The organism is Stutzerimonas stutzeri (assembly GCF_024448895.1).
Lineage (GTDB): Bacteria > Pseudomonadota > Gammaproteobacteria > Pseudomonadales > Pseudomonadaceae > Stutzerimonas > Stutzerimonas stutzeri_Q.
In genome coordinates, this window is the sequence record NZ_JAMOIC010000006.1 from 187013 (window position 1) to 213209 (window position 26197).

Genomic DNA, 26197 nt, shown 5'->3' on the forward strand with positions numbered 1-26197 from the left:
TCTAAGGCCGGTTCGCTCTGGCACCGCCGATTCTTAGTTGTGTGATGCCAACGAAAGGCAAGACGCCGAAGACCTGGACTATTCTTGAACACAGCCTTGGCATGCCATGTCAACTACCCCGCACTGTTCGCTATGATCAGCTCCATGACTGCATCGGTACAAATTCGCCAGCCCTGCCCTCCTGCCGCTTGTATCTGTGGCCGCGCGGAGCTTTCGGATATCGCTGAAAGCGATCTAAGAATTCTTCGCCTGACGCGGCATGAGGAAGGACGCTTGATCGAGCGGTTGGAAAATCTGGCTAGCCTCGAAGACCTCGAGCACATGCAGCTGCAGCTCTATCAAAAGCTGGGCATCCGGCTCGCAGTGTCGCCGGGCTCGACCGAAGTGCGCAGCATGCGAGGGATCCGTATCGAACTGGCCGAACTTCCAGGGCTGTGCAGAAAAACCCGCCAAGCCATTCCCGCTGCTATCAGGCGGGCCATGGAGAGACGCCCGGAGATTGCCTACAACCTGCTGAATGCGCATGACCTGCTGCGTGATGCCTGACCGTTATCGATCTAGCGATCAATACTCCGGCAATAGCGCTCGCCAATGCCTTCTGCGATAGTTGGCCGACCAGTCTCTTCCGACTGACACGCTGTTCACCCATAAGGTCTTCAGCGCCTTGGACGCCTCCTCGCTCGCCGCCTCCACCAGGTGCAGCCAGCTGCGTCGTATTCCGCGCTACCCGCGCGTCCCGATGGCTTACCCGCCCTCGCCGCCAGTCGTTGCGTACCATCGCCTGGCCGTTCGCCAATAAAACCAAGACTAATCCGAACAAGGACGCCTCATGAAACTGACTCGCTGCCTAACCGCGTTGGCCGCTGCTGCCGCCCTGTCTGCAACATTCTCGGCTGCCGCTCGCGAATACTCCGTTTCCACCGTGCTTTCCGACGCCTTTCCATGGGGTCAAGCAGCGCAGAAATGGGCTGATCTCGTAGAGGAGCGCTCGAAAGGAGAAATCACTCTGCGCGTTTACCCAAACGCTCAGCTGGTCGCAGGCGACCAGACCAAAGAGTTTTCGGCCATGCGCTCCGGATTGATCGACATGGCAGTCGGGTCGACCATCAACTGGTCGCCGCAGGTTCCGGAACTCAACCTGTTCTCCCTGCCCTTTCTGATGGCTGATAGCGCCGACCTCGACGCCATAACTCAGGGCGAAGCCGGTAAGCAGGCATTTGCTGCCATCGAGAAGCGTGGAATCGTTCCGTTGGCATGGGGTGAGAACGGGTTTCGCGAGATATCCAATTCCTCCAAGCCGGTGAAGATGCCTGCCGATCTGGCCGGCCTCAAAATCCGAGTAGTGGGTTCGCCACTGTTCCAGGACACCTTTACAGCATTGGGCGCAAACCCGACTCAGATGAGCTGGGCGGATGCCAAGCCAGCCCTGACCACCGGCGCGGTCGACGGCCAGGAAAACCCGCTATCGGTCTTCGACGTAGCGCGCGTCGATCAGGTCGGCCAGAAGTACCTGACGCTCTGGCACTACATGGCTGACCCATTGGTTTTCGCGGTCAACCAGCGTGTCTGGAAAGAACTACCCGAAGGCGATAGAGAGATCCTCCGCCAGGCAGCCATCGATGCCGGTAAATGGGAAATCGAACTATCGCGGAACGCTGAGGCAAAGCGCCTGGAGGACATCCGCTCGCGTGGCGTGGAGGTGACCGAGTTGAACGATGAACAGCACGCGGCATTCGTCGAGGCAACACGCGTGGTGCATGAGAAATGGGCATCCAAGATCGGCACTGAACTGCTCGAGGCCGCTCGCGCAGCGATCGCAGAGTAAACCGTGGCCCGGCGGCGCCACGTCGCCGGGATTCGAGGACATACATGAACAATCGACAGGACGCGCGCCTTGAGCGCGTACTGGCCACCGTGGCGCTGGTAATCATCGGACTGATCAGCCTTGCCAATGTGGTGGTTCGCTATTTCACCAACGCTTCGTTTGCCTTCACAGAAGAAATTTCCGTTTTTCTGTTGGTCATCCTGACCTTCGCAGGCGCCTCTGTAGCGATGCGCAGCAACAGGCATATCCGGATAGCGTTTCTTGAAAGGCTGTTTCCACGGCTTCGCACACCGCTGATCCTGTTGCAATGGCTCGCCAGCGTTCTGGTGCTGGGCCTGGTGCTCTGGTATGGCGGGCATTTCGCGTTTGAAGAATATCAATGGGAATCCGAATCACCGGGACTTGGCCTGCCTAACTGGTGGTATGTGGTCTGGCTGCCATTTCTGGCGCTTTTAATGTTGGTGCGTTTGACGCAAATGACAGTGGACCGGCTCCGCGGGAGGCTGTCAGATGAGCCCTGATTTCTGGATGCTCGCCAGCTTCCTGGCTCTGTTGGTCATTGGCGTACCGGTTGCTTTTTCCCTCGCACTTTCGGGCGCCGTCGGCATTCTTGCGGGGCTTTCACCGGACATGCTTGCCACCCTTGGCACCAATACCTACAACGGAGTCGCCAAATACCCACTCATCGCCATCCCGCTCTTCATTCTTACCGGGCTGGTATTCGAGAAATCCGGGGTCGCACTGCGGCTGGTGCGCTTTGCCCAGGCGTTGATAGGGCCGCGACATGGCGGCTTGGCGATGGTCGCGATTCTGGTATGCCTGATCATGGGCGGAATGAGTGGGTCGGGACCGGCGGATGCCGCAGCGGTTGCCATGGTGATGCTTCCAAGCATGACCAAGGCCGGCTACCCCAAGCCATTCTCGGCGACCCTTATTGCCGCATCGGCTTCTACCGCCATCCTTATCCCACCGTCGATTGCGCTGATTCTCTACTCCATCGTCGTGCCCGGTGTCGATCTGCGCGCCTTGTTCGCAGCGGGCTTGTTCCCAGGCATCATCGCCGGCATGGTCCTGCTGCTGCCAGCCTGGCTACTGGCGCGCCGCTACGGCTGGGAGAACCCGGAAGGCGCTGAACGGCCACCGCTTAGCGAAAGCTTTCGTCAGGCGCTTCCAGCGCTTTTCGCTCCAGTTCTAATTCTCGGCGGCCTGCGCAGCGGCCTGTTCACGCCCACCGAAGCGGCCGTAGCTGGCGTTACCTACGGTGTAGTCATCGGGCTGTTCGTGACCCGTGAACTGGACTGGCGCAACCTCTGGAGGCTTTGCGGCGAGGCAGCAGTAATTTCCGGCGTGGTCATGCTGATCATTGCATTGGCCGGGATCTTTGCCTGGGCTGGCACGATGCTGGGAACCTTCCGTCATTTGGCCGAATGGCTGATTTCCCTCTCTGACAACGGGGCAGTGCTCCTGATATTGGTGATGGTCGCCGTGCTACTCGCCGGAATGCTGCTGGATGCGATCTCCATCTACCTGATCCTGATGCCGATCCTTATTCCTGTCATGCAGCATTTTGGATGGAATCCGGTCTGGTTCGGCATTCTGCTGGCTATGAACATCGCAATCGGCCAGTTCACACCGCCGGTGGCGATAAACCTGATGGTCACCGCCGAAGTTGCCAAGATCCGCCTGGAACAGACGGTGGGCTGGGCACTGCTATTCGTGGTGGTGATGGGGAGCGCGCTGGTGCTCGTCGCCGTATTCCCAGAGATCGCGCTTTGGTTGCCACGAGTTCTGGGATACGCCGTGTAGGGGTTCCAATATCGCGAACACAGTTGAGCTGTCAACTGAGCCTGATGAGTGTGGCAGACGATCCCGTATGGAGTTCGCCTGCCACGGGCCTTGAATCAACAGCCATCCGATGACGTCAAACCGTTCAGCTACCGATGGCCGCCAGCCCGACGGACTCATAGCCGACCCCGGGAGTCGACGCCACTTTCGCCGCACGTTCTGCGCGTTGTTGCATGACGATATCCAGCGCGCGGCTCGGAAGAATGTCGATATCGTCAAACGTAATTAGTTGACCAGGCTCGACCGCTCTCTTTAGCGCAGTCTTCCTCAACAGGCCGATCGGAACATGATTCAGGTGTTGATCAAGCTTGAGCGCTTCGCCACGGAACTGGAAACCGCCTATCCCGCGCTCGATCAGCTCCCCTGCGCGCATGGCCCGCTTTGCGATGGCACCCACACCTAGAGTAGGAGCTGTGGAGTTGTTCAAGAGCACGCCTCCACCACCGAGCACTCGGCGCACAGTCTTGCCGACTTCAAGGGAGCAAAGGTGGAATGGCCGAACCAGCGTGTAATAAGGGCCGGGGCCAAGCTTGAAGTACTCGATGGCCGCGCGCTGATCATCGTCATGACGACAGACGAGGAATACACCGCCTGCAGGGTAGCCAGCAGGTATCACGTAATCCACGAACGGCTGGCCCAGCCTGTCCGCCATCATTCCGAGCAGGTTGCCTGTTTCGGTCAAGTTGGTAGACGCCAACCCTTGAAGGCCCTGCTGAGTAATGCTCGCACCCAGGCCATTCCCGACGATGACCTGCTCGATCTGCACCTTGGTGCCATCGGTGAACGACGTGGTTTGATCAACACTGATGCCCTGACGCTTCGCCCAATAAGCCATGTCCGCGGGCGAAGGATCATGATTCAGATAACCTTTCATGTTGCCGTAAACCAGTGGCTTGAAACCCATCATCAACGCTTCTTCATGCAGCGCTGCCAGGGATCCGGGCTGATCGCCCTCGGCCTCGGTGATAAATCCTTTTCCAGCCAGATAGGATCCGGTGGTGACCTGCAATTCGGCGTTAACGGTGACGACCTGCAAACCAGCCTCGAAGGCTCGCTCTATCACATCGGTCCCGTGGAAAACGTCCCCGCTGCATTCGACGATCACATCAGCATCAGCGACCAGTTGATCGATGGAGTTCGTGAGTCGATCCGCCAGAGGAAAATCGCTGAAGGAATTGAGTGGGCGACGAGTCAGGACGTGACTTATTTCCATGTCCGGATAGTGGCCTTGGATCAACCGAATGAAGCAACGCGCGATCATTCCAGTGCCGGATACACCGATCTTCTTCTTGGCATGCAAGGTAGACATAAACGAATCCATTCAATGGGCAACGAGTGCTCTGACCGCCACGACAGGAAAAGATTTAGCAGGAAAGCGAAAAAGTCTGGCATTAAGCCATCTAACCGGACGCAGTCGACTATTCGGCGGGCAATAGATAGCCAATAGCTAAGTGCCTGCTGGAAATAACTGCCAATTGAAAGTTTGTGCGAAGAGCAGCGAGCGACCGCGAACTCCGCCGTCAAGGATGCAGTGATGCAGGAAGCGGCATTGCACCGCTTCCTATAACGGCTCTATTTAAGGGTCGAAAGAGCACTGTCGTAATCAGGCTCGGAACCTATCTCGGCTACCAGCTCGCTATGGAGCACCTGATCCTGCTCGTCCAAAACCACGACGGCGCGAGCGGACACACCTGCAAGCGGTCCGGTTGCGATCAGCACGCCATAATCGTCCAGAAACTCCCGGCCGCGCATGGTCGACAAGTTGATCACGTTCTCCAGACCCTCTGCTCCGCAGAAGCGCTTCTGCGCAAACGGCAGGTCAGCCGATACGCATAGCACAACGGTATTGGCCAGGTCGTTTGCCTGAGCGTTGAACTTGCGAACCGACGTTGCGCAAGTCGGCGTGTCGATACTGGGGAAAATGTTCAAGATCTTGCGCTTGCCGGCATAACTGCTCAGCGAAACGTCGGCCAGGTCGCCGCCAACGAGGGTGAACGGCTTGGCTTTTTCTCCAGGCCGCGGAAAGTTGCCGGCGACCTTGATAGGGCTGCCCTTCAACGTAACTTCAGTCATGCGAACTCCTATGAATCAGAGGGCCGCGAGAAAAGCTCGCGGCCCTGTTGCTTATGCGACTTGCTTGCGTGCGAAATATTCTTTGGTCAACTTCACCACCACCGGACTCAACAGTAATAGCGAGATGAGGTTCGGAATCGCCATCAGCCCGTTGAGCGTATCGGCTAGCAGCCACGCGAAATCGAGCTGCGCAATGGCGCCAAACGGCACAGCCAGCACCCAGATAATACGGAATGGCCAGATGGCCTTGGTGCCGACCATGAACTCCCAGCACTTCTCGCCGAAGTAGCTCCAGCCAAGAATGGTGGTGAACGCGAAGACCACCAGCGCGATGGTCAGGAGCGCGCCACCAATTCCCGGCATGGCTTGCTCGAAGGCCGCGGCCGACAGAGCCGCCCCGCTCTCCCCACTGGTCCATACGCCGGAACAGATGATCGCTAGTCCGGTAATTGAGCAGATGATGATGGTATCGATGAATGTACCCATCATCCCGATCAGACCCGAGCGAACGGAGCTTTGAGTCGTACCGGCCGCCTGAGCGATACCCGCGGTACCAAGGCCCGCCTCGTTGGAGAATATGCCGCGCGCGACACCGAAGCGTATCGCTGCCATGACCGCTGCGCCGGCAAAGCCGCCTGTGGCTGCGATCGGTGTAAAGGCATGGGTGAAGATCAGATCGAAGGCCGCGGGGATTTCCGATGCATTCACCACCAGCACCACAATGCCCGCGATGATGTAAGCCACGCACATGAACGGAACCAGTGCCGCGGCTACCTTGCCGATGCGCTTGATGCCGCCAAGGATGACAAGCCCGACGAACACCATGCTGACGATGCCGGTGAGCCAGAGCGGAACCGAAAAGGTAGCCTGCAGGGCAAGGGCCATACTGTTGACCTGAACCATATTGCCGATGCCGAATCCTGCGAAACCGCCGAAGATCGCGAATGCACCGCCAAGCCACAGCCAGCGCTTGTGCAGGCCGTTCTTGATGGCATACATCGGGCCGCCCACATGCTCCCCGCGATCGTCTTTCTCGCGGTAATGAACCGCCAGGACGACCTCGCAATACTTCGTGGCCATGCCGACCAGCGCCGTACACCACATCCAGAACAGCGCACCGGGACCGCCAAGGAAGATCGCGGTGGCAACACCGGCAATATTACCGGTACCTACTGTTGCAGCCAGGCAGGTCATCAATGCCTGGAACGGACTGATTTCTCCCGTTGCCTCGTCACCCTTGGTGCGACCGCGCCAAATCAGTGCGAAACCGGTGCCGATACGCACCAGCGGCATGAACTTGAGCATGACCATCAGGAAAAGGCCGGTACCGAGAATCAGCACCAGCATTGGAGGGCCCCAGACGAGACCGTTGACGCTATTTACCAGGTTTTGCAGGAATTCCATTCAAGGCACCCTTATTCATTATGTTAGACATCCTTGTCCGTGCGGGTCGCACGCCTTCCGCGCAGATCAGACTGGTACTGCACTGAACCCGCTTGCTTCTGACGACGACCCAGTAATACCCAGAACTTCACTGTGACGGGCACTACCGGCAACCTGCAAGACCCATGCTAGAGCCATGCAAAGACCGCTTTGCAAGGAGCGACCGGGCGATCCTACCACCACCTTGCATGCTTGGCGCCAGCCCTGCAGACATCAAATTCGACACACCGCCAAAGCCGAAAAACGACTTGCCAGTCAGCAGTTGGTGCCTTAACGAGTTGCCGGTTACGTAAGCTGCTCAGCGTAGCCGACCGGCGCCAGCCCGCCAGGGTGATATGGAAATTTTCCAGAGCGTGGTCAAAGCGTTAACTGATGGCCTGATCATCAGAAATTTCGCCGATAGAAAATATCGAGCGAGCTGGCCAGCCCACTGGCTGCTTCGAGGAAGATCCGCTTGGTCAGCTGATACCTCAGCGCAACCGTATTGGCAGGCTCAAACACGCCGACCCCATAGCGAAGAGTCAGGCGCTCTGTCAGCCGGCCGCTGGCAACGACGCTCGTATCGGTACCGCTGCCCTCCGTATCAAGCTGGAAGTCCTGGATGCCAAGCCGTTGCGCCACATTGCCGGTAACCGACGCGCTGCCAGCAAGCCCAAGACCCAATGCGGCTTGGGCAAGCATATTGTTGTCGCCGGAGTCCGCCCCCAGCGGCCGGCCCAGGACCAGATAGGACAGTGCCTGCTCCTGACTCATGGCCGGCTCCGAAAACACGTCAACCCGCGGCTGTTCCGCGCTGCCGGTGATGCGCAGACCGGCAATGACGTTGTCTGCTTCTATCCGGCGAACCGCTTCGATATCGAGAAACGGCTGGGAAAGCACCCCGGTAAACAGCAGTTGGGCTTTGCGAATGGTCAGGCGCTGACCATAGGCCCGGTACCGACCATTGTTCAGAGTCAGCTCGCCGCGGGTATCCAGGTCGTCACCGATGTGCAGGTAACCTGCAAGATCTGCCGTCAGGCCGAACCCTGAAAAACGCAGACGGTCCTGGCCGACCTCGACCCGAACGTCCATGCGCATGGCGAGTGGCGCCCTGGCTTCTTCCGCTTCCTCGCCAATGATCACGACGTCTTTCGAAACGGTAACCGTCGATGGCGGCAGCTCTCTGACCGTGATATCTCCACGGGGCACACCAACCTTGCCAACAATGGCGAGCTGGTCGTCGGCCAACTGCAGGCGAAGATCCGGCTCTATCTCAAGCTCGGCGTAAGGCTCAACGATCACCGGCAAGCGGCTACCGCTGACCCGGATGTCCAGGTCCAGCGCGTTGCGCCAGTCCACCGTACCGCCTATCTGACCAAGCCCTTGATCACCGCTTCGCCAATCTCCGTCCAATCGCAGCTGCTCGCCATCTACAAGCGCGCGGACCTGCAACTGCTCGAAACTAACGGGCAGTTCGCTGCCAGCAATCTCGCCAGCGCTGAGGTTCAGCTCGCCATTGATCTGCGGTTCGGCCAACGTACCGGACAACCGTCCATTGCCATTTAGCTGCCCTTCCAGGCGATCTACCTGAGTCACGAAAGGCCTGGCAACCGACAGGTCGACGTTGCTCAGCCTGAAGTCCCCCGATATGGCTTTTGCTTCAGTGCTGGGATCGATCTGGAAACGTAAGTCAAGTTCACCGAGTTCGCCGCCCTCGAAGCGCAAACGACTGTCGACCTGCTGCGGCGCGAGGTCGCTGGTCAGCGCCAGCGTCGCGTAGGGGAAGGCCAGCCATTGCTCACCGTCGCGGATACGCAGCGTGCCCGGCCCGGCATCGACTCGTACCGTTCCGCTCGGGCCTGCACTTGGGATGTCCACAGCGAGATCGGCATTGATCTCTCCATCCCAACGCAGGTTGTCTGGGAGATATTCAGCAAGCGATTGGATCGGGAAGTCTCTGAGCCGATAGCGCAGCCGCGGGTCAGGCGCCAGCTGCTGATTCTCAGCACAAAGGGTTGCCTGGCCGGAACCCCAGCAGTGCGCGCCGAAGTTGATGCGTCCGCTAGCAAGCCGCTCGAGCGTCGCCGGTCTTTGAAGGGCCCACTGCTGACCTTTGGCATCCAGCTCGGCTCGCACGAATCGGCCCCGCCAATCCTCGCCTCGCAAGCCGCCATCCAAGGCCAGCTCAAGATTTAGCAAAGGCCCTTGCAGATCGAGCGCTGCTACATGATTCTCGAGTGTGCCGCTGGCATCCAGGCGCAGCTCGCCGATGTCGGTCTCACCCGCCCGGAGGCCGTCCGCGCTCAGTCGCAGCTTACCGCGCGCGCCTTCCGCAAGGTCTGCCGACAGCTGCAAGCGTTCCACCTGATTGTCCTGATAAGCAATCGCGCTGCCTTCTAGCGTCAGATCACCCTGTGGGTCCGTGGGCGTGCCTGAAAGATTCAGCTTTCCAGCCAGGCGTCCCCCGAGGTCCGGCCATAGCTGCGCAAGGCGAGGCATGTCCAGATTCAGATTTGCCTGCAGGACTTCTGCCCAGCGGCCGCTGCCCTGGATGCGGTTATCGCCCAGCCGCAGATCCACGCGTGGCAAATCCCAGATCGCATCCTCTCCATTCGCTTCCAGCTTGAGCAGCAGCGGTTGTCGACGCAGTGTGCCCTCGAGGTCGAGCTGCGCCTGCGCTTGCAGCTTGTCGCGCATGCTGCCGCGGCTGGTAAGGGTTCCGCGCAGCTGCCCAGGCAGCTCGGCAACCCAGTAAGACGGATCGAGCTGGCTCAGATTTAGCGAGGTGTCCCAGTCGACGCCGTCAGCGAATCCAACGCTCAGATTACCTTCGGCGCGCCCCTGCCCCGCCTGCAATTGAAGTTGCGGCAGATGGACGACCTCCAGATCACCGCTGATGGGGCTGCGCAGGGTGAATTCACCGGACGGCCCACTAAGCCCGGCGTCGAAATTACCCAGATAGTTGCCATCGTCGTATTGCAGCTGAGCATTGAGCGTTCGAAGTGCAACCGGCGGCTCGTCGACGTCGGGATAGAGTCGCCGCCACGGGAAATCCCGCCAGGCGAGCTCCGCATCGGCGCGTATCGCCTCCTCCCAGCCAACCTGCCCTTTGACCGTGATGCGCTGATCGTTGCCGGCGTCGAGCTGGAGTTGATCAAGCTCTGCTCCTGCTGCATCGACCAGCCCGTTCAACACGATACCGACTGCACCGCCCTCGCCTTGCAGACTGCCAGTGCCGGTCAGTTGATAGCCCTTATCCAAATCGCCCTCGGCTGACAACTCAAGTCTGTCCAGGCGCAACGCGTCAGGCAGCCCGGGGTTGGCCTTGAACCCTTCCACTAGCAGCACCAGATTGGCAGGCAGCTCCTGTTCCAGGGGCCGGACACGGCCGCTGAGCCTGGCATTGATATAGCCCTGGCTCTCTATATTCAGCATAAGGTGTTCACGCAACTCACCTGCGGCCCGCAACGCCAACGCCCATGGCTGCTCATCCGGCGAGCGAATCGCGGTGGTGCCACTCAATTCAAGCGGCCACTGGCCGCTCGGCTCCAGGCGACCCGTCAAGTCCAGTGACAAATCATCACGGCGCACCTGCAGTACGTCGATCTCCAACCCATCGCGGCGCCAATCAGCACGCAGCTGCAGGCTCTGCAACTGCGTGGCATCGTTAATTCGCATCTGTCCGACTTGCAATCGTTCGATACGCAACGCCAGCGGCAACTTCACGTCAGGCAGATCGAAAGGCTCGCTGCTCGGTTCATCAGGGCCTGGCGGGATAGTCACGTCAACATCGCCAGCTACCAGCTCCTCGATACAGAGCGTCCGCCGTAAGAGGCAGGATGGCGACCAGGCCATGCGTGGTTCGGCAACGATTACTTGTGTGCCGTCCTGTTCCCAGATCAGCTGCTGCGCCTGCCAGCGCCCGCCCAGCCGGCCCTCAAACGCTTCGATCTGAAGCCCGGGAACCTTGCCGAGCACCCAACGGCTACCGGCGGACGTACCAAGCACAGCGCCTACGCTGAGTACCATCAACAGGACCAATGCCAACAATCCGCCCAGCGTCCAACTGATGACTTTTACGCTGCGCCTCACAGCTCGGGCCCCATGGAGAAATGCAGGCGAACACCGCCTTCGCTATCGAGCGGATGAGCCAGATCGACCCGGATCGGTCCCACTGGCGAGACCCAGCGCACGCCCAGCCCCACGCTGCTCTTTAGCGTGGGGAAATCCAGTGAATTGAATGCGTTGCCCTGGTCGACGAAGGACGCGACCCGCCACTTCTCGGCAACCTGATACTGATACTCGGCGCTCAGGGCCAGCTGGTAACGACCACCAATGCGATCACCTTTGGAATTGGTGGGCGACAGGCTCTGGTAGTCATAACCGCGCACACTCTGATCGCCACCGGCAAAGTAGCGCAACGATGGCGGTACGTTGGTGTATTCGTCCGTCCAGTTGCCTCCAACCTGTACACGACCAAGGAAGCGATGCCGCCCCGCTGGCGTGGTCAGCCCTTTGAGCGTGGCATTGGCGTGAACAAGATCGGCGTCAGAGAGTAACCCGGACTTGGCGGCCGCCAGTTCGAACTCAAGCCGATAGCCCTTGCTGGGGTCGATGCGGTTATCGCTGCGTAGAAAACTGTAGGCAACACCGGGCATGAGCAAGGTACTAGTGCCCGAATCGTCACCCAGCTCGTATTGTTCGTGCCGCCACTTGAGCGACCACACTCGCTGCCACCCGCTGGGTAACTTGCGGTGCCACTCGGGCCCAACCGTCAGCAACTTGCTGACGCTGTCACTGTCGGCGATCTCTTCGTACTGATAGCCCGCGGCGTAGCGCATCTTGTCGGTCAGCGGCGGATCGAGCGGTACGTCATACCAAAGCCCTACGTTCTGTCGCGGCGCAGAAAGCTCGGTCTCGATCCCGTAACTGTGGCCTTGCGGGTTGACCCAGTGGCGGCGAAAGTCGAAGCGCATCCGCGGACCGACATCGGTAGAAAAGCCCAGACCAAACCCCAGCGTGCGCGGGTCACGGGTGGCAAGTTGCACCGCAACCGGGATGCGCTGCTGTTCGGCATTGGCGGGATTGGCGTCCACTCGCACGCCTTCGAAATAACCGCTCGATTGCATCGCCTGGTTAAGGTCGGCGATCAGTTCCGAATCGTATGGCGTGCCTGACTCGAACGGCACCATTCGAGCGAGAAGGTCGGGGTCGAACGGCGAATCGCCTTCGAAACTGACGTCACCCAACAAGTAACGCGGACCACTCTCGAATACCAGCTCCACATCTGCGGCGCTCTCGGCAGGGTCTACCGCGAGCCGCTGATTGACGAAGCGCCCGTCGAAGAAGCCGTAGCGCGATGCCTGATTGAGGATTTGCTGTTTGGCGCTCTCGTAATCGCCGTGATTGAGGACCGCGCCGGCCTTCAACCGGTTACGCGGTACGCGAAAGGCCTGCATCTGCGCTGCCGGGCCATCGACTCGCACAGTGATATTGCGCAGCCTTACCGGCTCGCCGGGCTCGATACGCACACGAAGGCGCGGCGTTTCGCCAGCGACGACCTCCGTCTCTATCGTGCTGTTGTAGTAGCCCAACGCCTGAAGAGCCTTTTCCGCCTGGGTCTGCGCAATACGGCTGTAGCGCAGCAGCTCCTGCTCGCTACGGTCACCGAGTTCGCCGATGTAGTTTTCGACGTTTTCGCGCAGCGCAGCGTTGGATGGCCGGATCGTGACGTCGAGGTCTGCAGCAGAAACCGAGGTTGCGACAAGGAATACGAGTCCGACCGGAACGGCACGGCGGCGGAGGAAGATAGACATGGCGAGCGATGCTAGCACGGCAGCCAACGGCGCTTTGCGCGGAAAAGACGCGCGTTGCGCGGCAGGGACAGCTTTACCCAATGCATATGAATACTTCATCGATCACCCGGCGTTTCGACTACCGAGACTCCGCAAAATTCGGCATCAGCCGCTGTTCGCTTCTACCGCCCTCGGAGCGGGATGGAAAAAAACATGCTCGACCACCGGCCCGATAGCGATTTGACCAATATCCTGATAGCCCTGCCGCTCGTAGAAATTCAGGTATCGAGGGTTCCCGGTATCGATAACCAGCCCCTCCGAAGCTGAGTCAGCCGCGCACCAATTGTGCAGCGCTTCGAGTAGCTGCTCGCCGTAATGCTGGCCCTGGAACTGTGGGTGAATAGCCATCAGCGGCAAGACGTGAAAATTGCCTGGAGGCAAGCACCCGAGCACTGTGGCGTGGTAATCCAGATAGCGTCGTGTGCAACGAAATCCTGCAGTCAGCAGCATTCGCATGCGCCATGCCCAGCTTTCGGTGATGTCGAGGCGTCGTTGCGGCGGTGCGATCAGGGCGGCGCCGATCAGTCTGTCGTCTATGACGAGGCCCAACGCGGGCTGATCCTGAAGAAGATGTTGATTGACCAGCTCACGCACCGTGGCCCGAACACGCTGGTCGTAACCGGGCCGATCGGACTCGAAAAGATAGGCGAAGGTCGGCTCGTGTCGATAAGCGTTATAGAGCAGCGAGCGGGCTTCTCTGGCGTATCCACTATCCAGCATTCGTACTTCGGCAGGCTTCGGCATTGCAACTCTCTTATTGGCATCAGGGCTGATCTCACGTTAGCACTCACAGCGCTGCCGCGCCTTGCCAAGCGACGGCGCGCCACGGCTCGCACCCGGTCATGCAGACCGACTACAATCGCGCTTTTGTTGGAGCCCGGCCGGATGAAACTTGTTTCCTTTAATATCAATGGATTACGCGCACGACCTCATCAGCTTTCTGCAATCATCGAAAAGCACCAACCCGATGTGATCGGGCTTCAGGAAACCAAAGTCTCTGACGAGCAATTCCCTCAGGACGAGATTGAGGCCCTCGGCTATCACGTCCATTACCACGGACAGAAGGGCCATTACGGCGTTGCGCTTCTGTCACGGCAGGCACCGCTCGAGATCCACAAGGGCTTTCCGGGTGACGGCGAAGAGTCACAGAAGCGCTTCATATGGGGCCGTTTTGCCGATGCCGCAGGCCATGAAGTGACAGTGATGAATGGCTACTTCCCACAGGGTGAAAGCCGGATTCATCCGACCAAATTTCCTGCTAAAACCAAGTTCTATGCTGACCTGCAGGCATTGCTCGAAGGGCGATTTACGCCGGAGCAGCCGGTGGCGGTCATGGGCGACTTCAATATCTCGCCTGAAGATTGCGACATCGGCATCGGCGAAGTGAATGCCAAGCGCTGGCTGCGCACTGGCAAATGCAGTTTTCTGCCTGAAGAGCGTGAATGGTTGGCGCGACTGAAAAGCTGGGGCCTGCAGGATAGCTTTCGGACTCTAAACCCAGAGGTGGTGGATCGCTTCAGCTGGTTCGATTACCGCAGCCGCGGATTCGAAGACGAGCCGCGCCGCGGACTGCGCATCGACCTCATCCTGACCACTGCTGGCCTGCACAACCGCGTTGTCGACTGTGGTGTGGATTACGACATTCGAGCAATGGAAAAGCCATCCGACCATTGCCCGGTGTGGATCGAGCTGCGCTGAGCAGATGTAGGCAATGCCGCGAAATACTCGTCATCAACTGCGAGTCGCGATGTCAGGATGCGATGCAGCCCACACGGATGCATCGCTCTTCGCGGCTGTCACAAAACCGTAAGCAATCCTTCTTAATCTCTCCTGCTTCTTTGATAGGGAGATTGAACAAATGGGCTTTCGAGCGTCCGCTGGCAGTTTGGGTATCCGGGCGCTTTGTCTGGCTTCGCTAGGCCTGCTTCTAATGGCGTCGGCCTCCTACGGGGCAACGACGCAGGTCGTTAAACGAGCCGCACCGCAGGGCGCCACCGTACTGAAGATTCAGGGTTCCAATACCGTTGGCGCGAAACTGGCGCCCATGCTGGTCGCAGGTCTGTTCGAGTCGAAAGGCTTTCACTCGGTACGAATAGCACCGGCCGCACGTGAGAACGAGCAGCGCATAACCGCAATCGACAGCTTGGGCACGCCCGTGCAGGCCTTGGTCGCCGCTCACGGGACGGGCACCGGCTTCGCCGGCCTGAAGGACAGCTCCGCCGATCTCGCCGCCGCCTCGCGCCCGATAAAACACGCCGAAGCCGAAAGCCTGGCGGCGCTGGGCAATCTGCGCAGTGCTAGCGCAGAACAGGTCATTGCCATCGACGGACTGGCGGTGATTGTCCACCCCGGCAACAGGGTCGGAGCGCTCAGCGTCGAACAGGTTGCGCGCCTGTTCGCTGGGGAAATTGCCAACTGGCGGGAACTGGGCGGAGACGACCGGGCGGTGGAGCTGCACGCTCGTGATGATCAATCCGGCACCTATGACACCTTCAAGGAGCTTGTGCTGGCCGGCCAGGGCAAAGTGCTGGCTGCCACCGCAAGCCGCTACGAATCCAACGACTTGCTTTCGCAAACGGTCAGCAATCGCCCCGGCGCCATCGGTTTCGTTGGCCTGGCCTCGGTCGGTACATCCAAGCCGCTCTCGATCACCGATGGCGATTCCCAGCCAATGCCGCCAAGCACTGCTCTGGTCGCGACGGAAGACTATCCCCTGTCACGGCGACTGTTCCTGTATGCCAACCCGAATGGCCAGTCGCAGTGGACGCGCGACTTTCTGACCTTCGTGCATAGCGCAGACGGGCAAGCCATCGTCGAGGAATCCGGCTATGTGGCGCAGGCCATCTCTCCGATCACCCTTCCCGTTCAGAGCAGCACACCTGAGCCCTACCAGCGGCTCGCCAGTGAGGCGCAGCGGCTAACGGTCAACTTCCGCTTTGAAGAAGGCAGCGCGCAACTGGACAACAAAGCCCAACGAGACGTAGCCCGTCTTATCGAATACCTGAACGCACACGACAAACGCATGAATGCCGCCGTCCTTGTCGGCTTTGGCGATGCTGGAAATGACGTCGCCCGGACGGCTCTGCTGTCCAAGCTACGTGCAATGGCCGTCCGCCGTGAACTTGCCAAGGGAGGAATACTTGTTCGTGAAATCAATGGCTTGGGTGGTGATCTTCCAGTGGCTTCTAACAGCCCAGCAGGTCGTATCAAGAACCGGCGGGTTGAAGTGTGGCTGTATTGAGTGCTGTGCAAAATCGTATCGGAGACTAGCCCAAGGTGTACTGTCTTGGCACCTGCCGCCCGACTAAGCTCGGGTGATGTCAAACGGCAGGAATAGCTCATGTACCTCGTCTGTGGCGAAGCGCTTTTCGATGTATTCACGGCCCCTTCGGACACTCGCAGCAACCGTCTCGATCTGGAAGCGGTTGCGGGCGGATCGCCATTCAATGTCGCCGTCGGGCTGGCGCGACTCGGTGCACCGGTGGCGCTGCTAGCCGGTATTTCAACCGACCCTCTTGGCCAGCGCCTGCGACAGGTGCTGGAGGGTGAAGGCGTCGACTCCAGCCATCTGGTCGATTTCGACGCACCTACAACGTTGGCGATGGTTGCGCTGGGGGCAGATGGCGCGCCCGTCTACAGCTTTCGAGGCAAGGGCTGCGCGGACAGGCTGCTGGAGCAATCGCACCTTCGCCCGCTGGGCGATTCCGTTCGAGGCATTCACTTTGGTTCCTACTCGCTGGTAACGCAGCCAATTGCTGACACCCTGCTCTCGCTCCTGCAGAACGAACAATCACGGCGCATTATTTCGTTGGATCCAAACATTCGCCTCAATGTCGAGCCCGATCTGCAACGCTGGCGAGACCGAGTTGAAACCTTTGCAGCACAGGCTCATGTCATCAAGGTCAGCGACGAGGACCTCGCCCTCCTGTATCCAGGCATAGCACCGGAAGGCGTCGCAAAACGCTGGCTTGCAGAGCAAGCAGAGATCGTCGTTCTGACCCGCGGCAGCCAGGGCGCGCAACTGTTCAGCAGGCAACACGGGCAGCTCCATGCCACGGCACAGGCGGTGACGGTCCGCGACACCGTTGGCGCTGGCGACACCTTTCAGGCAGCGCTTCTGACCTACCTGCACGAGCACGAGCTGGACACGCCACAAGCGCTTGCCGCGGTCAGCCCCGCCCAGCTGGAGCAAATGCTCAGGTTCGCTATCGCAGCCGCGGCGATCACCTGTTCGCGACGCGGCCCGGACCTGCCTTACCGATACGAAATCGACTGACGTGTTTGGCCATTACTCCCTCAGCAGCTATAACCCTTCGTGGCGTTTCACGACAACGGACCCTGTATGAGAGCGTTAAAGATTTCCGACCCGTCCTACGAGCTAATGGACGATCACCACGGCAATTCGCTGATCTACCGCGAACATGGTTTCCCCTGTCCGCTGGTGCGCTGGCACAACCACAAGGAATACGAGCTGCACCTGATTGTCGCCAGTGCGGGCAAGGTGTTCGTTGGCGACTACGTAGGTAATTTCGGTCCGGACAGCCTGTTTCTAACCGGGCCACATCTCCCTCACAACTGGATCAGTCAGATAGACGAAGGTGAAGTGGTGGCCAAGCGGGACATGCTGGTCAATTTTACAGACGAGTTGCTCGAGGCAGGTCACTCGGTCTTTTCAGAGCTTCGCGGCTTTACGCCAATGCTTGAGCGTTCGCGCTACGGCATCGAATTTCGCTGCGCCTCCACGATCGCGCAGGCGCGCCAGCTGATGCAACAGATAGCCGACAGCCGCGGTGCAACCCGTCTTGGCTATTTTCTGATCATGCTCGAGCTGCTGGCCAACTGCGAAGACTACCAATTGCTCTCCGGCGCCACATCAGCCCAACTCGGTGATGAGAACCATGCCGACCGGACCAACATGGCGGTCAACTACATCTTCGACAACTACATGCGTGAGCTGCCGCTGGAAGAGGTGGCCGGCCACCTCGGCATGAAACCCACTTACTTCTCGCGTTTTTTCAAACGAGCCACTGGCCGCTGCTACGTGGAGTTCGTCAACAGCCTGCGCATCAGCAAATCCTGCGAGCTGCTGCTGGATCAGAACAAACCCGTTACGGACGTCTGTTTCGAATCGGGCTTCAACAACCTCTCCAATTTCAATCGGCGTTTTCAGCAACTCAAGGGCATGACGCCATCGTGCTATCGCCGCCTCGTCGAGCAGCGTCTAACCGAGCAGAACCTGGTCGGCTGATACGCTTCCCAGCAGGCTAGGCCTGACGTCAAATTGCTCACTTGCCTACCGCCATTTGAGCCGCGTCGGGGCGAAAGCCTCGTCCTTGAGCGGTAGCGCGTGCTTTTATACGGTTTTTACCGTTCAGCACAGGTGGAAGCAAGCCGTCGACTGGAGTGCAAAAAAGTACCTAAACGAGTGCAGTCAGGGCTTTGTGACCCTGCCACCCCCAGCGTTGTAATGCTCGCGAGACGCTCGTAGCGCAGTACGCGGGCAACAACAAAAACAATAAGCGCTTCCACGGCCCTGCTGTGGAAGAGGAGTCCAGGAATGAAAACACGCAACTTGCTGCTTGCCACTGCCTGCATCGCCGCTACTGGTATCTCGCAGGCCGCCGAAACCATCACCGTCGCCACCGTTAATAACGCTGACATGATCCGCATGCAGCGCCTCTCCAAGACCTTCGAGCAGCAGAATCCCGATATCAAGCTCAACTGGGTGGTGCTCGAAGAGAACGTGCTGCGCCAACGCCTGACCACTGACATCGCAACTGACGGCGGCCAGTTCGACGTGCTGACGATCGGCATGTACGAAGCCTCGCTCTGGGGCGACAAGGGCTGGCTGGCGCCGATGAAGGATCTGCCAGAAGGCTACGATCTGGACGACGTATTTCCTTCGGTCCGCGAAGGCCTGTCGGTAGACGGGACGCTGTTCGCCCTGCCGTTCTATGCCGAAAGCTCCATGACCTATTACCGCACCGACCTGTTCGAGCAGGCCGGTCTGGACATGCCCGAACATCCCACCTGGACGCAAATGGCCGGGTTCGCTGAAAAGCTGCACAAGCCCGGCGAAGACCAATACGGTATGTGCCTGCGCGGCAAGGCCGGTTGGGGCGAGAACATGGCGCTGGTCACGACGGTCGCCAACTCATTCGGTGCGCGCTGGTTCGATGAGAAGTGGCAACCGGAGTTCGATGGGCCTGAATGGACCAATGCCGCCAACTTCTATGTGGATCTGTTGAGCAAGTACGGCCCACCGGGCGCCTCAAGCAACGGCTTCAACGAAAACCTGGCCCTGTTCAACAGCGGCAAGTGCGCCATGTGGGTCGATGCAACGGTCGCCGGTTCCTTCGTGACTGACGAATCGCAAAGCAAGGTCGCCGACAAGGTGGGCTTCACCTTTGCTCCGCAGGAAGACACCGACAAGGGTTCCGCCTGGCTGTACTCCTGGGCGCTGGCAATCCCGACCAGCTCGCAACAAAAGGACGCAGCCAAGCAGTTCACCGCCTGGGCAACCTCCAAGGACTACGCCAAGCTCGTCGCCGAAACCGATGGCGTCACCAACGTGCCGCCGGGTACGCGCGAATCAACCTACAACGACGAGTACATGGCCGCAGCGCCGTTCGCCAAGATCACCCTGGAGTCGTTGAAGCAGGCTGATCCCGCCTCTCCATCGGCCAAGCCGGTTCCCTATGTCGGCATCCAGCTGGTGACCATCCCGGAATTCCAGGCCATCGGTACCCAAGTCGGCAAAATGTTTGCAGCCGCCCTCACCGGACAGATGCCGGTCGAGCAGATGCTGGCCGCGGTGCAGCAATCCACGACGCGGGAAATGAAGCGCGCCGGTTATCCCAAGTAGGTAACCCCTTCTAACCGAAGGTGAACACCGGACAGGGCTCGCCCGAGCCCTTAAGGCCTTCTTACAGCCGGAGCACCCCCATGGCCACCTCATCCGCAGCCTTGCCCAAGGCACCTGTCACCGAAACGGCAAGCGAGCCGAGCGAGCGTAAGCCACGCCGCTTCGGCCCCAGCTGGTTCCTCGTCAGCCCGTCCGTTGCACTATTACTGCTGTGGATGCTGGTTCCGCTGTCGATGACCGTCTACTTCTCGGTGATCCGCTACAACCTGCTGTATCCCGGCGAAAACGATTTCGTCGGACTGGAGAACTTTCATTACTTTCTGACCGATGCCGGCTTCATGCCCGGCATGACCAACACGATGATCTTGGTTGGCAGCGTGTTGCTGATCAGCGTTGTGCTCGGTGTTTTGATCTCGGCTTTGTTGGAGGCGGCGGACTTCACCGGGCGCGGGATCGTTCGCGTGATGCTGATCTCGCCGTTCTTCATCATGCCGACGGTCAGCGCGCTGGTCTGGAAGAACCTGATCTATCACCCCGTATCCGGCATTCTCGCCGCGGTCTGGAAATTCTTCGGTGCCCAGCCGATCGACTGGCTTGCCCAGCACCCGCTCGCCTCGATCGTGATCATCGTGTCCTGGCAATGGTTGCCCTTCGCGATCCTGATCCTGATGACCGCCATGCAGTCCCTCGACCAGGAACAGAAAGAAGCCGCCCGCCTCGATGGCGCTGGCCCCATCGCGATCTTCTGGCACCTGACCCTGCCGCATCTGGCACGCCCGATCGCCGTGGTGGTGATGATCGAAACCATCTTCCTGCTATCGGTCTTCGCCGAGATCTTCACCACTACCAGCGGTGGTCCCGGCTATGCCTCAACCAACCTTGCCTATCTGATCTACACCCAGGCACTGCTCCAATTCGACGTCGGCATGGCATCGGCCGGCGGGTTGATCGCGGTGGTCATCGCCAATATCGCGGCGATCATCCTGGTGCGGATGCTCGGCAAGAATCTCACCGAAAAATACTGAGGACAGACCGATGCTGACGCTCAAACAAAGTCGCCGCCTCAATACCCTTGTGGTCGGGGTGTTCGCCTGGGCCGTGGCGCTGCTGCTGTTCTTCCCGATCTTCTGGATGCTGATGACCAGCCTGAAGACCGAGATCGACGCTTTCGCCACGCCGCCGCAGTTCATCTTCACGCCGACGCTGGAAAACTACCTGCAGATCCAGGACCGCAGCGGCTACTTCAAGTACGCATGGAACTCGGTGACCATCTCCTTCGGTGCCACAGCCCTGGGCATGCTGATTGCTATACCTGCGGCCTACTCGATGGCCTTCTACGAGACGAAGCGCACCAAGGGCACGCTGTTGTGGATGCTCTCGACCAAGATGCTGCCGCCGGTGGGCGTACTGGTGCCGATCTACCTGCTGGCCAAGCAGTTCGGCATGCTGGACAGCCGCGCAGTGCTGATCATCATTTACACGCTGATCAACCTGCCGATTCTGGTGTGGATGATCTACACCTACTTCAAGGACATCCCGCGCGACATCCTCGAAGCGGCGCGTATGGACGGCGCCACGCTGATGCAGGAAATGATTCGCGTGCTGCTGCCGATCAGCAAGGGCGGGCTGGCCTCGACCATGCTGCTGTCGCTGATCCTGTGCTGGAACGAGGCATTCTGGTCGCTGAACCTGACGTCCTCCAATGCTGCCCCGCTGACCGCCTTGATCGCGTCCTACTCCAGCCCTGAAGGGCTGTTCTGGGCGAAGCTTTCGGCCGTATCCACCCTCGCCTGCGCCCCCATTCTGATATTCGGCTGGATCAGCCAGAAGCAGCTGGTCCGCGGCCTGTCGTTCGGCGCTGTGAAATAACGCCGCCGAGCTGAGAAGAACAATAGAGGATTCCGAACATGGCAGACCTGAAAGTCCACAACCTGAAGAAAAGCTTCGACGGCAACGACATCATCAAGGGCATCGATCTGGACATTCGTGATCGCGAATTCGTGGTCTTCGTCGGCCCATCCGGCTGCGGCAAGTCCACCCTGCTGCGCCTGATCGCCGGCCTCGAGGAAGTGAGCAGCGGCCGGATCGAACTGGATGGACGCGACATCACCGATGTCAGCCCAGCCAAGCGCGACCTGGCCATGGTGTTTCAGACCTATGCGCTGTACCCGCACATGACGGTGCGCAAGAACATGTCCTTCGCTCTGGACCTGGCCGGTGCGGACAAGCAGGAAGTGGCCCGCAAGATCGAGGCAGCCGCCCGCACCCTGGAACTGGAGCCGCTGCTCGAGCGCAAGCCACGCCAGCTCTCCGGTGGTCAGCGCCAGCGTGTCGCCATTGGCCGCGCTATTGTGCGTAACCCCAAGGTCTTCCTGTTCGACGAGCCCCTGTCCAACCTCGATGCTGCCTTGCGCGTGCAGATGCGCCTGGAGCTCTCGCGCCTGCACCAGGAGCTGCAGGCGACCATGATCTACGTGACTCACGATCAGGTCGAAGCCATGACCCTTGCGGACAAGGTAGTCGTACTCAACGGCGGACGCATCGAGCAGGTCGGCTCACCCATGGAGCTCTACCACAACCCCGCCAACCTGTTTGTAGCCGGCTTTCTCGGCACGCCCAAGATGGGCTTTCTACAAGGCCGCATCAGTCGGGTCGAGGCCACCGGCTGCGAAGTGGAACTGGACGCTGGTTGCCGGCTGTACCTTCCGCGCAGCGGCCCCTCCCTAGCCGTGGGAGACGCCGTCACCCTGGGCATTCGTCCGGAGCATCTCAACCGCAGCACCGACGGCAACTGCCAGCTGGAAGTCAAAGCCGACGTCAGCGAACGACTGGGCAGCGACACCTATTGCCATGTCATCACCCAGGCAAACGAGCCGCTGACCATGCGTATCCGGGGCGACTTCACCCCCCGCTACGGCGAATCGCTGAAGCTGAGCCTGGACGCTGACCATTGCCATCTGTTCGACGGCAACGGTCTTGCGGTCGGCCAATCCCTGCAACAGGTGGCCTGACCCGCCCTCGGAAATCCAGCCCTCCAATTACCGCCAGATCGCCGCGCCCGCAATGGCAGCGATCCGGCCCTCGGCTTTTCTATTCTCACGCCCAGCGAGGCCTGACATGAAGTTGAAACGACAGAATCTGCCACAGCTGCCGGCGCATATCGCACGTCCTGCCTACGCCCTGGACGACGTCACCGCGGGGATCGCGCACATCGGCGTAGGTGGCTTCCATCGCGCCCACCAGGCGGCGTACACCGATGCGTTGATGAACACGGGCGAAGGGCTCGACTGGGGCATATGCGGCATTGGCACGCGCGCCGACGAATCGTCCATGCGCGACGCACTTGCCTCGCAGGATTACCTCTACACCCTGGTTGAACTCGACGACCGGCCCGATACCGAGGTCCGCGTGATCGGCAGCATTCGCGAGATGCTGCTAGTGGCCGAAGACGGTTCCGAGGCCGTGGTTGCCCGACTCGCCGATCCGGCGATCCGAATCGTTTCGCTGACCATCACCGAAGGCGGCTATTGCATGGATGACAGCACGGGCGAATTCAACGCCAAGCTGCCGCATATCCAGCACGACGTAGAGAATCCTCGAACCCCGATCAGCGTATTCGGCCTGCTGTGCGCAGCATTGGCCAAACGTCGCGGACAGGGGCTGCCGGCATTCACCGTGATGTCTTGCGATAACCTGCCGCACAACGGCGACGTCACGCGCAAGGCGACGCTTGCCTTCGCCGGCCTGGTCGATACCGAACTGGCGACCTGGATCGAGCGCAATGTCAGCTTTCCAAACGCCATGGTTGATCGCATCACGCCGATGACCAGCCTGGCCCATCGCAAGGATCTGAAGCAGCAACACGGCATTGACGATGCCTGGCCGGTGGTCTGCGAGCCTTTCGTCCAGTGGGTGCTCGAAGACAAGTTCGTGTCCGGCCGACCGGCCTGGGAGAACGTCGGCGTGCAGTTCACCGACGACGTCACGCCCTACGAAGAAATGAAGATCAAGCTGCTCAACGGCAGCCACCTTGCCCTGACCTACCTGGGATTCCTGCGCGGTTATCGCTTCGTCCATGAAACCATGACCGACCCCCTGTTCGTCGAGTACATCCGCCAGTACATGGACGAGGACGTCACCCCGCAGCTGGCGCCCGTGCCAGGGATCGACCTTACCCAGTACAAGCAGACGCTGATCGAACGCTTCTCCAATTGCGCCATCGCCGACCAGCTGGAACGCGTCTGTTCCGACGGCTCGTCGAAGTTCCCCAAGTTCAGCGTACCGACCATCGACCGCCTGATCGCTGACGGCGCCAATCTTGATCGCGCAGCACTGGTCGTGGCGGCCTGGGCGCTGTATCTACGCGGCGTCGACGAGAACGGTGACCGCTACCGGATCCCAGATCCACGGGCGGAGTTCTGCCAGTCGCTGGTGGAAGAGGATGAAGGGCTTGCCGAGCGCCTGCTCGGGCGGGAAGAGATCTTCGGCAATCACATAGGCCGCTCGCCGGCGTTCCGCGAGGCGTTCGAGCGCAACCTGCTGCGTCTGACCACATTAGGCGTGAGCGGTACCCTCGATCTGTTGCTGACCCGCTGACGGAGCAGACCATGTTTCTCGGTATCGATTGCGGCACCCAGGGCACCAAGGCATTGCTGCTCGATGCAGTCAGCGGAAAGGTGCTCGGCCAGGGTTCGGCCGGTCACGAGTTGATCAGCGGCGCGAACGGCCGCCGCGAACAGCACGTCGAGCAATGGACGGCTGCATTCGAAGCGGCAACCGCGGCGGCGCTCTCCGACGCCGGGGTGACGGGCGATCAGGTGCACGGGATCGGTGTCTCTGGTCAGCAACACGGATTGGTCACACTTGATCGCGATGGCCAGGTTCTTAGGCCCGCCAAGCTCTGGTGCGATACCGAGTCCGCCGAGGAAAACCAGCGGCTATTGCAGTGGCTGGCCGGTGAACGCGGTTCGCTTGAGCGGCTGGGTGTGGTCATCGCACCGGGGTACACGGTATCGAAGCTGTTGTGGATGAAAGAACAACATTCACAGCTGTTCGAGCGTATCGCTCATATTCTTCTGCCCCACGACTACCTTAATTACTGGCTGACCGGCCGCTGCTGCAGCGAGTACGGCGATGCATCCGGCACCGGTTACTTCGACGTCCGAAGCCGGCGTTGGGACATGGAAATACTGCGGCATATCGATGCCAGTGGGCGACTCGAAGCCGCGCTGCCGGAGCTGATCGCCCCTGATGAAGCTGTCGGCAGGCTCCGTCCGGAACTGGCGCATCGCCTGGGCCTGAACCCGGACGCCATCGTGTCGAGCGGGGGTGGCGACAACATGATGGGCGCCATCGGTACGGGGAATATCAGCCCCGGCGCCATCACCATGAGCCTCGGCACGTCCGGCACCTTGTACGCCTTTGCTGTAGAACCACGAATCAGCCCGCAGCCAGCGGTCGCCACGTTCTGCTCGTCCAGCGGTGGTTGGCTGCCGCTGATCTGCACCATGAACCTGACTAACGCCAACGCGGCGATTCGCAACCTGCTGGAGCTCGATCTACACCAGTTCAACGACCTCGTGGTGCAGTCGCCCATCGGCGCAGAAGGCGTAACCCTCCTGCCCTTCCTCAACGGCGAGCGCGTCCCCGCACTGCCCCAGGCCACCGCCAGCCTGCACGGCCTGACAACCGACAATCTGACCCGCGCCAACCTCTGCCGCGCTGTGCTTGAGGGCGTGACGTTCGGCCTGCGCTACGGGCTGGATCTGCTTCGCGAAAGCGGCATTCGCAGCGAACGTATTCAGCTGATCGGCGGCGGCGCGAAGAACCCGCAATGGCGCCAGATCGTCGCCGATATGATGGCCACGCCGGTGGTCTGCACGTCCCATAGTGAGGCTGCGGCGCTGGGTGGTGCGATACAGGCCGCATGGTGTCACGCCAGACAAAGCGATCCTCAAGCCAGCCTTATCGAGCTTTGCGACCGTTGCGTAAGTCTTGACGAAAAAACCGCGGTCGAGCCTGAACCCGAAGCCGTTCACGCCTATGAACAGGCCTACCGGCGTTATCGGGATCTGGTCAGCGCCACCTATGGTCAACGCACGCCGCCGGATCTGACGACAGTCACGCCGTGATGAACCGGCTCTGCTCTCGAGCCGGGCGTCGAGCGAGCCCGGGCTCGGAATCATTCGTGCTGAAGGCCCAGCTCGCACCTACGGGCAGCGCGCCGGTCGCAGGGCGGGCTTCAGCCCACCAAGCACCTCGCCGGTGGGCCGAAGCCCACCCTGCGGTCACTCTGAGCACAGTGTCGCCTTT

General features: G+C 60.1%; 20 protein-coding genes. 14 read left to right on the top strand and 6 right to left on the bottom strand.

The genetic code is table 11. The features are described 5' to 3' along the window. The first annotated feature begins 144 nt into the window (after positions 1-144). The 4 genes from NA619_RS09670 (at position 145) to NA619_RS09685 (ending at position 3631) form a co-directional block, all read left to right on the top strand. Positions 145-546, top strand: a complete 402-nt coding sequence (locus NA619_RS09670) for a hypothetical protein (RefSeq protein ID WP_255961638.1) — start codon at positions 145-147, stop codon at positions 544-546. 283 nt (positions 547-829) lie between these two features. Further along, positions 830-1825 (top strand): DctP family TRAP transporter solute-binding subunit, encoded by a 996-nt coding sequence (locus NA619_RS09675; RefSeq protein ID WP_255961639.1) that lies wholly within the window; start codon positions 830-832, stop codon positions 1823-1825. Between the two features lie 44 nt (positions 1826-1869). Continuing rightward, positions 1870-2346, top strand: a complete 477-nt coding sequence (locus NA619_RS09680) for a TRAP transporter small permease (protein ID WP_255961640.1) — start codon at positions 1870-1872, stop codon at positions 2344-2346. Then, positions 2336-3631 (top strand): TRAP transporter large permease, encoded by a 1296-nt coding sequence (locus tag NA619_RS09685; RefSeq protein ID WP_255961641.1) that lies wholly within the window; start codon positions 2336-2338, stop codon positions 3629-3631. The genes NA619_RS09680 and NA619_RS09685 overlap by 11 nt, the downstream gene beginning before the upstream one ends. 124 nt (positions 3632-3755) lie before the next feature. Here the strand turns inward: NA619_RS09685 and NA619_RS09690 are convergent, their stop codons facing one another. The 6 genes from NA619_RS09690 to NA619_RS09715 form a co-directional block, all read right to left on the bottom strand. Further along, positions 3756-4931, bottom strand: a complete 1176-nt coding sequence (locus NA619_RS09690; RefSeq protein ID WP_255961763.1) for an NAD(P)-dependent oxidoreductase — start codon at positions 4929-4931, stop codon at positions 3756-3758. 311 nt (positions 4932-5242) lie between these two features. After that, positions 5243-5743, bottom strand: a complete 501-nt coding sequence (gene tpx / locus NA619_RS09695) for a thiol peroxidase (RefSeq protein WP_255961642.1) — start codon at positions 5741-5743, stop codon at positions 5243-5245. A gap of 51 nt (positions 5744-5794) precedes the next feature. Continuing rightward, positions 5795-7147, bottom strand: coding sequence for an alanine/glycine:cation symporter family protein (locus tag NA619_RS09700; RefSeq protein WP_255961643.1), 1353 nt, complete (start codon positions 7145-7147; stop codon positions 5795-5797). A 423-nt stretch (positions 7148-7570) separates the two neighbouring features. Beyond that, the gene (locus tag NA619_RS09705) at positions 7571-11194 is read right to left on the bottom strand and encodes a translocation/assembly module TamB domain-containing protein (RefSeq protein WP_255961764.1); all 3624 of its coding nucleotides are present in this window, start codon (positions 11192-11194) and stop codon (positions 7571-7573) included. A 59-nt stretch (positions 11195-11253) separates the two neighbouring features. Further along, positions 11254-12981, bottom strand: a complete 1728-nt coding sequence (locus NA619_RS09710) for an autotransporter assembly complex protein TamA (RefSeq protein WP_255961644.1) — start codon at positions 12979-12981, stop codon at positions 11254-11256. Positions 12982-13125: 144 nt separating this feature from the next. Then, positions 13126-13764 carry a GNAT family N-acetyltransferase gene (locus NA619_RS09715; protein ID WP_255961645.1) on the bottom strand — a complete coding sequence of 213 codons (639 nt, stop codon included), beginning with the start codon at positions 13762-13764 and terminating at the stop codon, positions 13126-13128. A 141-nt stretch (positions 13765-13905) separates the two neighbouring features. Here NA619_RS09715 and xthA point away from each other — a divergent pair, with 141 nt between their 5' ends. From xthA to xylB, 10 genes are all read left to right on the top strand, one after another. After that, positions 13906-14718 (top strand): exodeoxyribonuclease III, encoded by an 813-nt coding sequence (gene xthA, locus NA619_RS09720; protein ID WP_255961646.1) that lies wholly within the window; start codon positions 13906-13908, stop codon positions 14716-14718. Positions 14719-14950: 232 nt separating this feature from the next. Beyond that, the gene (locus tag NA619_RS09725) at positions 14951-16261 is read left to right on the top strand and encodes a substrate-binding domain-containing protein (RefSeq protein WP_255961647.1); all 1311 of its coding nucleotides are present in this window, start codon (positions 14951-14953) and stop codon (positions 16259-16261) included. Positions 16262-16360: 99 nt separating this feature from the next. Further along, positions 16361-17296, top strand: a complete 936-nt coding sequence (locus NA619_RS09730; RefSeq protein ID WP_255961648.1) for a carbohydrate kinase family protein — start codon at positions 16361-16363, stop codon at positions 17294-17296. 66 nt (positions 17297-17362) lie between these two features. Beyond that, a complete protein-coding gene (locus tag NA619_RS09735; RefSeq protein WP_255961649.1) occupies positions 17363-18268 on the top strand; it encodes an AraC family transcriptional regulator in 906 nt (301 codons plus the stop codon). Between the two features lie 309 nt (positions 18269-18577). Then, positions 18578-19885: an ABC transporter substrate-binding protein gene (locus NA619_RS09740; RefSeq protein ID WP_255961650.1), complete on the top strand. Its 1308-nt coding sequence runs from the start codon at positions 18578-18580 to the stop codon at positions 19883-19885. A gap of 80 nt (positions 19886-19965) precedes the next feature. After that, positions 19966-20910, top strand: a complete 945-nt coding sequence (locus NA619_RS09745) for a carbohydrate ABC transporter permease (RefSeq protein ID WP_255961651.1) — start codon at positions 19966-19968, stop codon at positions 20908-20910. A 10-nt stretch (positions 20911-20920) separates the two neighbouring features. Beyond that, complete coding sequence (locus NA619_RS09750) at positions 20921-21754, top strand: carbohydrate ABC transporter permease (protein WP_255961652.1); 834 nt, start codon at positions 20921-20923, stop codon at positions 21752-21754. Positions 21755-21792: 38 nt separating this feature from the next. Next, complete coding sequence (locus NA619_RS09755; RefSeq protein WP_255961653.1) at positions 21793-22896, top strand: ABC transporter ATP-binding protein; 1104 nt, start codon at positions 21793-21795, stop codon at positions 22894-22896. Between the two features lie 106 nt (positions 22897-23002). Beyond that, positions 23003-24481, top strand: a complete 1479-nt coding sequence (locus NA619_RS09760; RefSeq protein WP_255961654.1) for a mannitol dehydrogenase family protein — start codon at positions 23003-23005, stop codon at positions 24479-24481. Positions 24482-24492: 11 nt separating this feature from the next. Beyond that, entirely contained in the window at positions 24493-26016 is a 1524-nt protein-coding gene (gene xylB / locus NA619_RS09765; RefSeq protein ID WP_255961655.1) for a xylulokinase, read from the top strand. Positions 26017-26197: the final 181 nt, after the last annotated feature.

Excerpts from the sequence above, each read along its gene's own strand:
- NA619_RS09710 (WP_255961644.1), bottom strand. The coding sequence starts at position 12,981 with ATGTCTATCTTCCTCCGCCGCCGTGCCGTTCCGGTCGGACTCGTATTC.
- NA619_RS09715 (WP_255961645.1), bottom strand. The coding sequence starts at position 13,764 with ATGCCGAAGCCTGCCGAAGTACGAATGCTGGATAGTGGATACGCCAGA.
- NA619_RS09705 (WP_255961764.1), bottom strand. The coding sequence starts at position 11,194 with ATGGTACTCAGCGTAGGCGCTGTGCTTGGTACGTCCGCCGGTAGCCGT.
- NA619_RS09750 (WP_255961652.1), top strand. The coding sequence starts at position 20,921 with ATGCTGACGCTCAAACAAAGTCGCCGCCTCAATACCCTTGTGGTCGGG.
- NA619_RS09735 (WP_255961649.1), top strand. The coding sequence starts at position 17,363 with ATGAGAGCGTTAAAGATTTCCGACCCGTCCTACGAGCTAATGGACGAT.
- xthA (WP_255961646.1), top strand. The coding sequence starts at position 13,906 with ATGAAACTTGTTTCCTTTAATATCAATGGATTACGCGCACGACCTCAT.
- xylB (WP_255961655.1), top strand. The coding sequence starts at position 24,493 with ATGTTTCTCGGTATCGATTGCGGCACCCAGGGCACCAAGGCATTGCTG.
- NA619_RS09730 (WP_255961648.1), top strand. The coding sequence starts at position 16,361 with ATGTACCTCGTCTGTGGCGAAGCGCTTTTCGATGTATTCACGGCCCCT.
- NA619_RS09670 (WP_255961638.1), top strand. The coding sequence starts at position 145 with ATGACTGCATCGGTACAAATTCGCCAGCCCTGCCCTCCTGCCGCTTGT.
- NA619_RS09725 (WP_255961647.1), top strand. The coding sequence starts at position 14,951 with ATGGCGTCGGCCTCCTACGGGGCAACGACGCAGGTCGTTAAACGAGCC.
- NA619_RS09745 (WP_255961651.1), top strand. The coding sequence starts at position 19,966 with ATGGCCACCTCATCCGCAGCCTTGCCCAAGGCACCTGTCACCGAAACG.
- NA619_RS09680 (WP_255961640.1), top strand. The coding sequence starts at position 1,870 with ATGAACAATCGACAGGACGCGCGCCTTGAGCGCGTACTGGCCACCGTG.
- NA619_RS09675 (WP_255961639.1), top strand. The coding sequence starts at position 830 with ATGAAACTGACTCGCTGCCTAACCGCGTTGGCCGCTGCTGCCGCCCTG.
- tpx (WP_255961642.1), bottom strand. The coding sequence starts at position 5,743 with ATGACTGAAGTTACGTTGAAGGGCAGCCCTATCAAGGTCGCCGGCAAC.
- NA619_RS09700 (WP_255961643.1), bottom strand. The coding sequence starts at position 7,147 with ATGGAATTCCTGCAAAACCTGGTAAATAGCGTCAACGGTCTCGTCTGG.
- NA619_RS09760 (WP_255961654.1), top strand. The coding sequence starts at position 23,003 with ATGAAGTTGAAACGACAGAATCTGCCACAGCTGCCGGCGCATATCGCA.
- NA619_RS09755 (WP_255961653.1), top strand. The coding sequence starts at position 21,793 with ATGGCAGACCTGAAAGTCCACAACCTGAAGAAAAGCTTCGACGGCAAC.
- NA619_RS09685 (WP_255961641.1), top strand. The coding sequence starts at position 2,336 with ATGAGCCCTGATTTCTGGATGCTCGCCAGCTTCCTGGCTCTGTTGGTC.
- NA619_RS09740 (WP_255961650.1), top strand. The coding sequence starts at position 18,578 with ATGAAAACACGCAACTTGCTGCTTGCCACTGCCTGCATCGCCGCTACT.
- NA619_RS09690 (WP_255961763.1), bottom strand. The coding sequence starts at position 4,931 with ATGATCGCGCGTTGCTTCATTCGGTTGATCCAAGGCCACTATCCGGAC.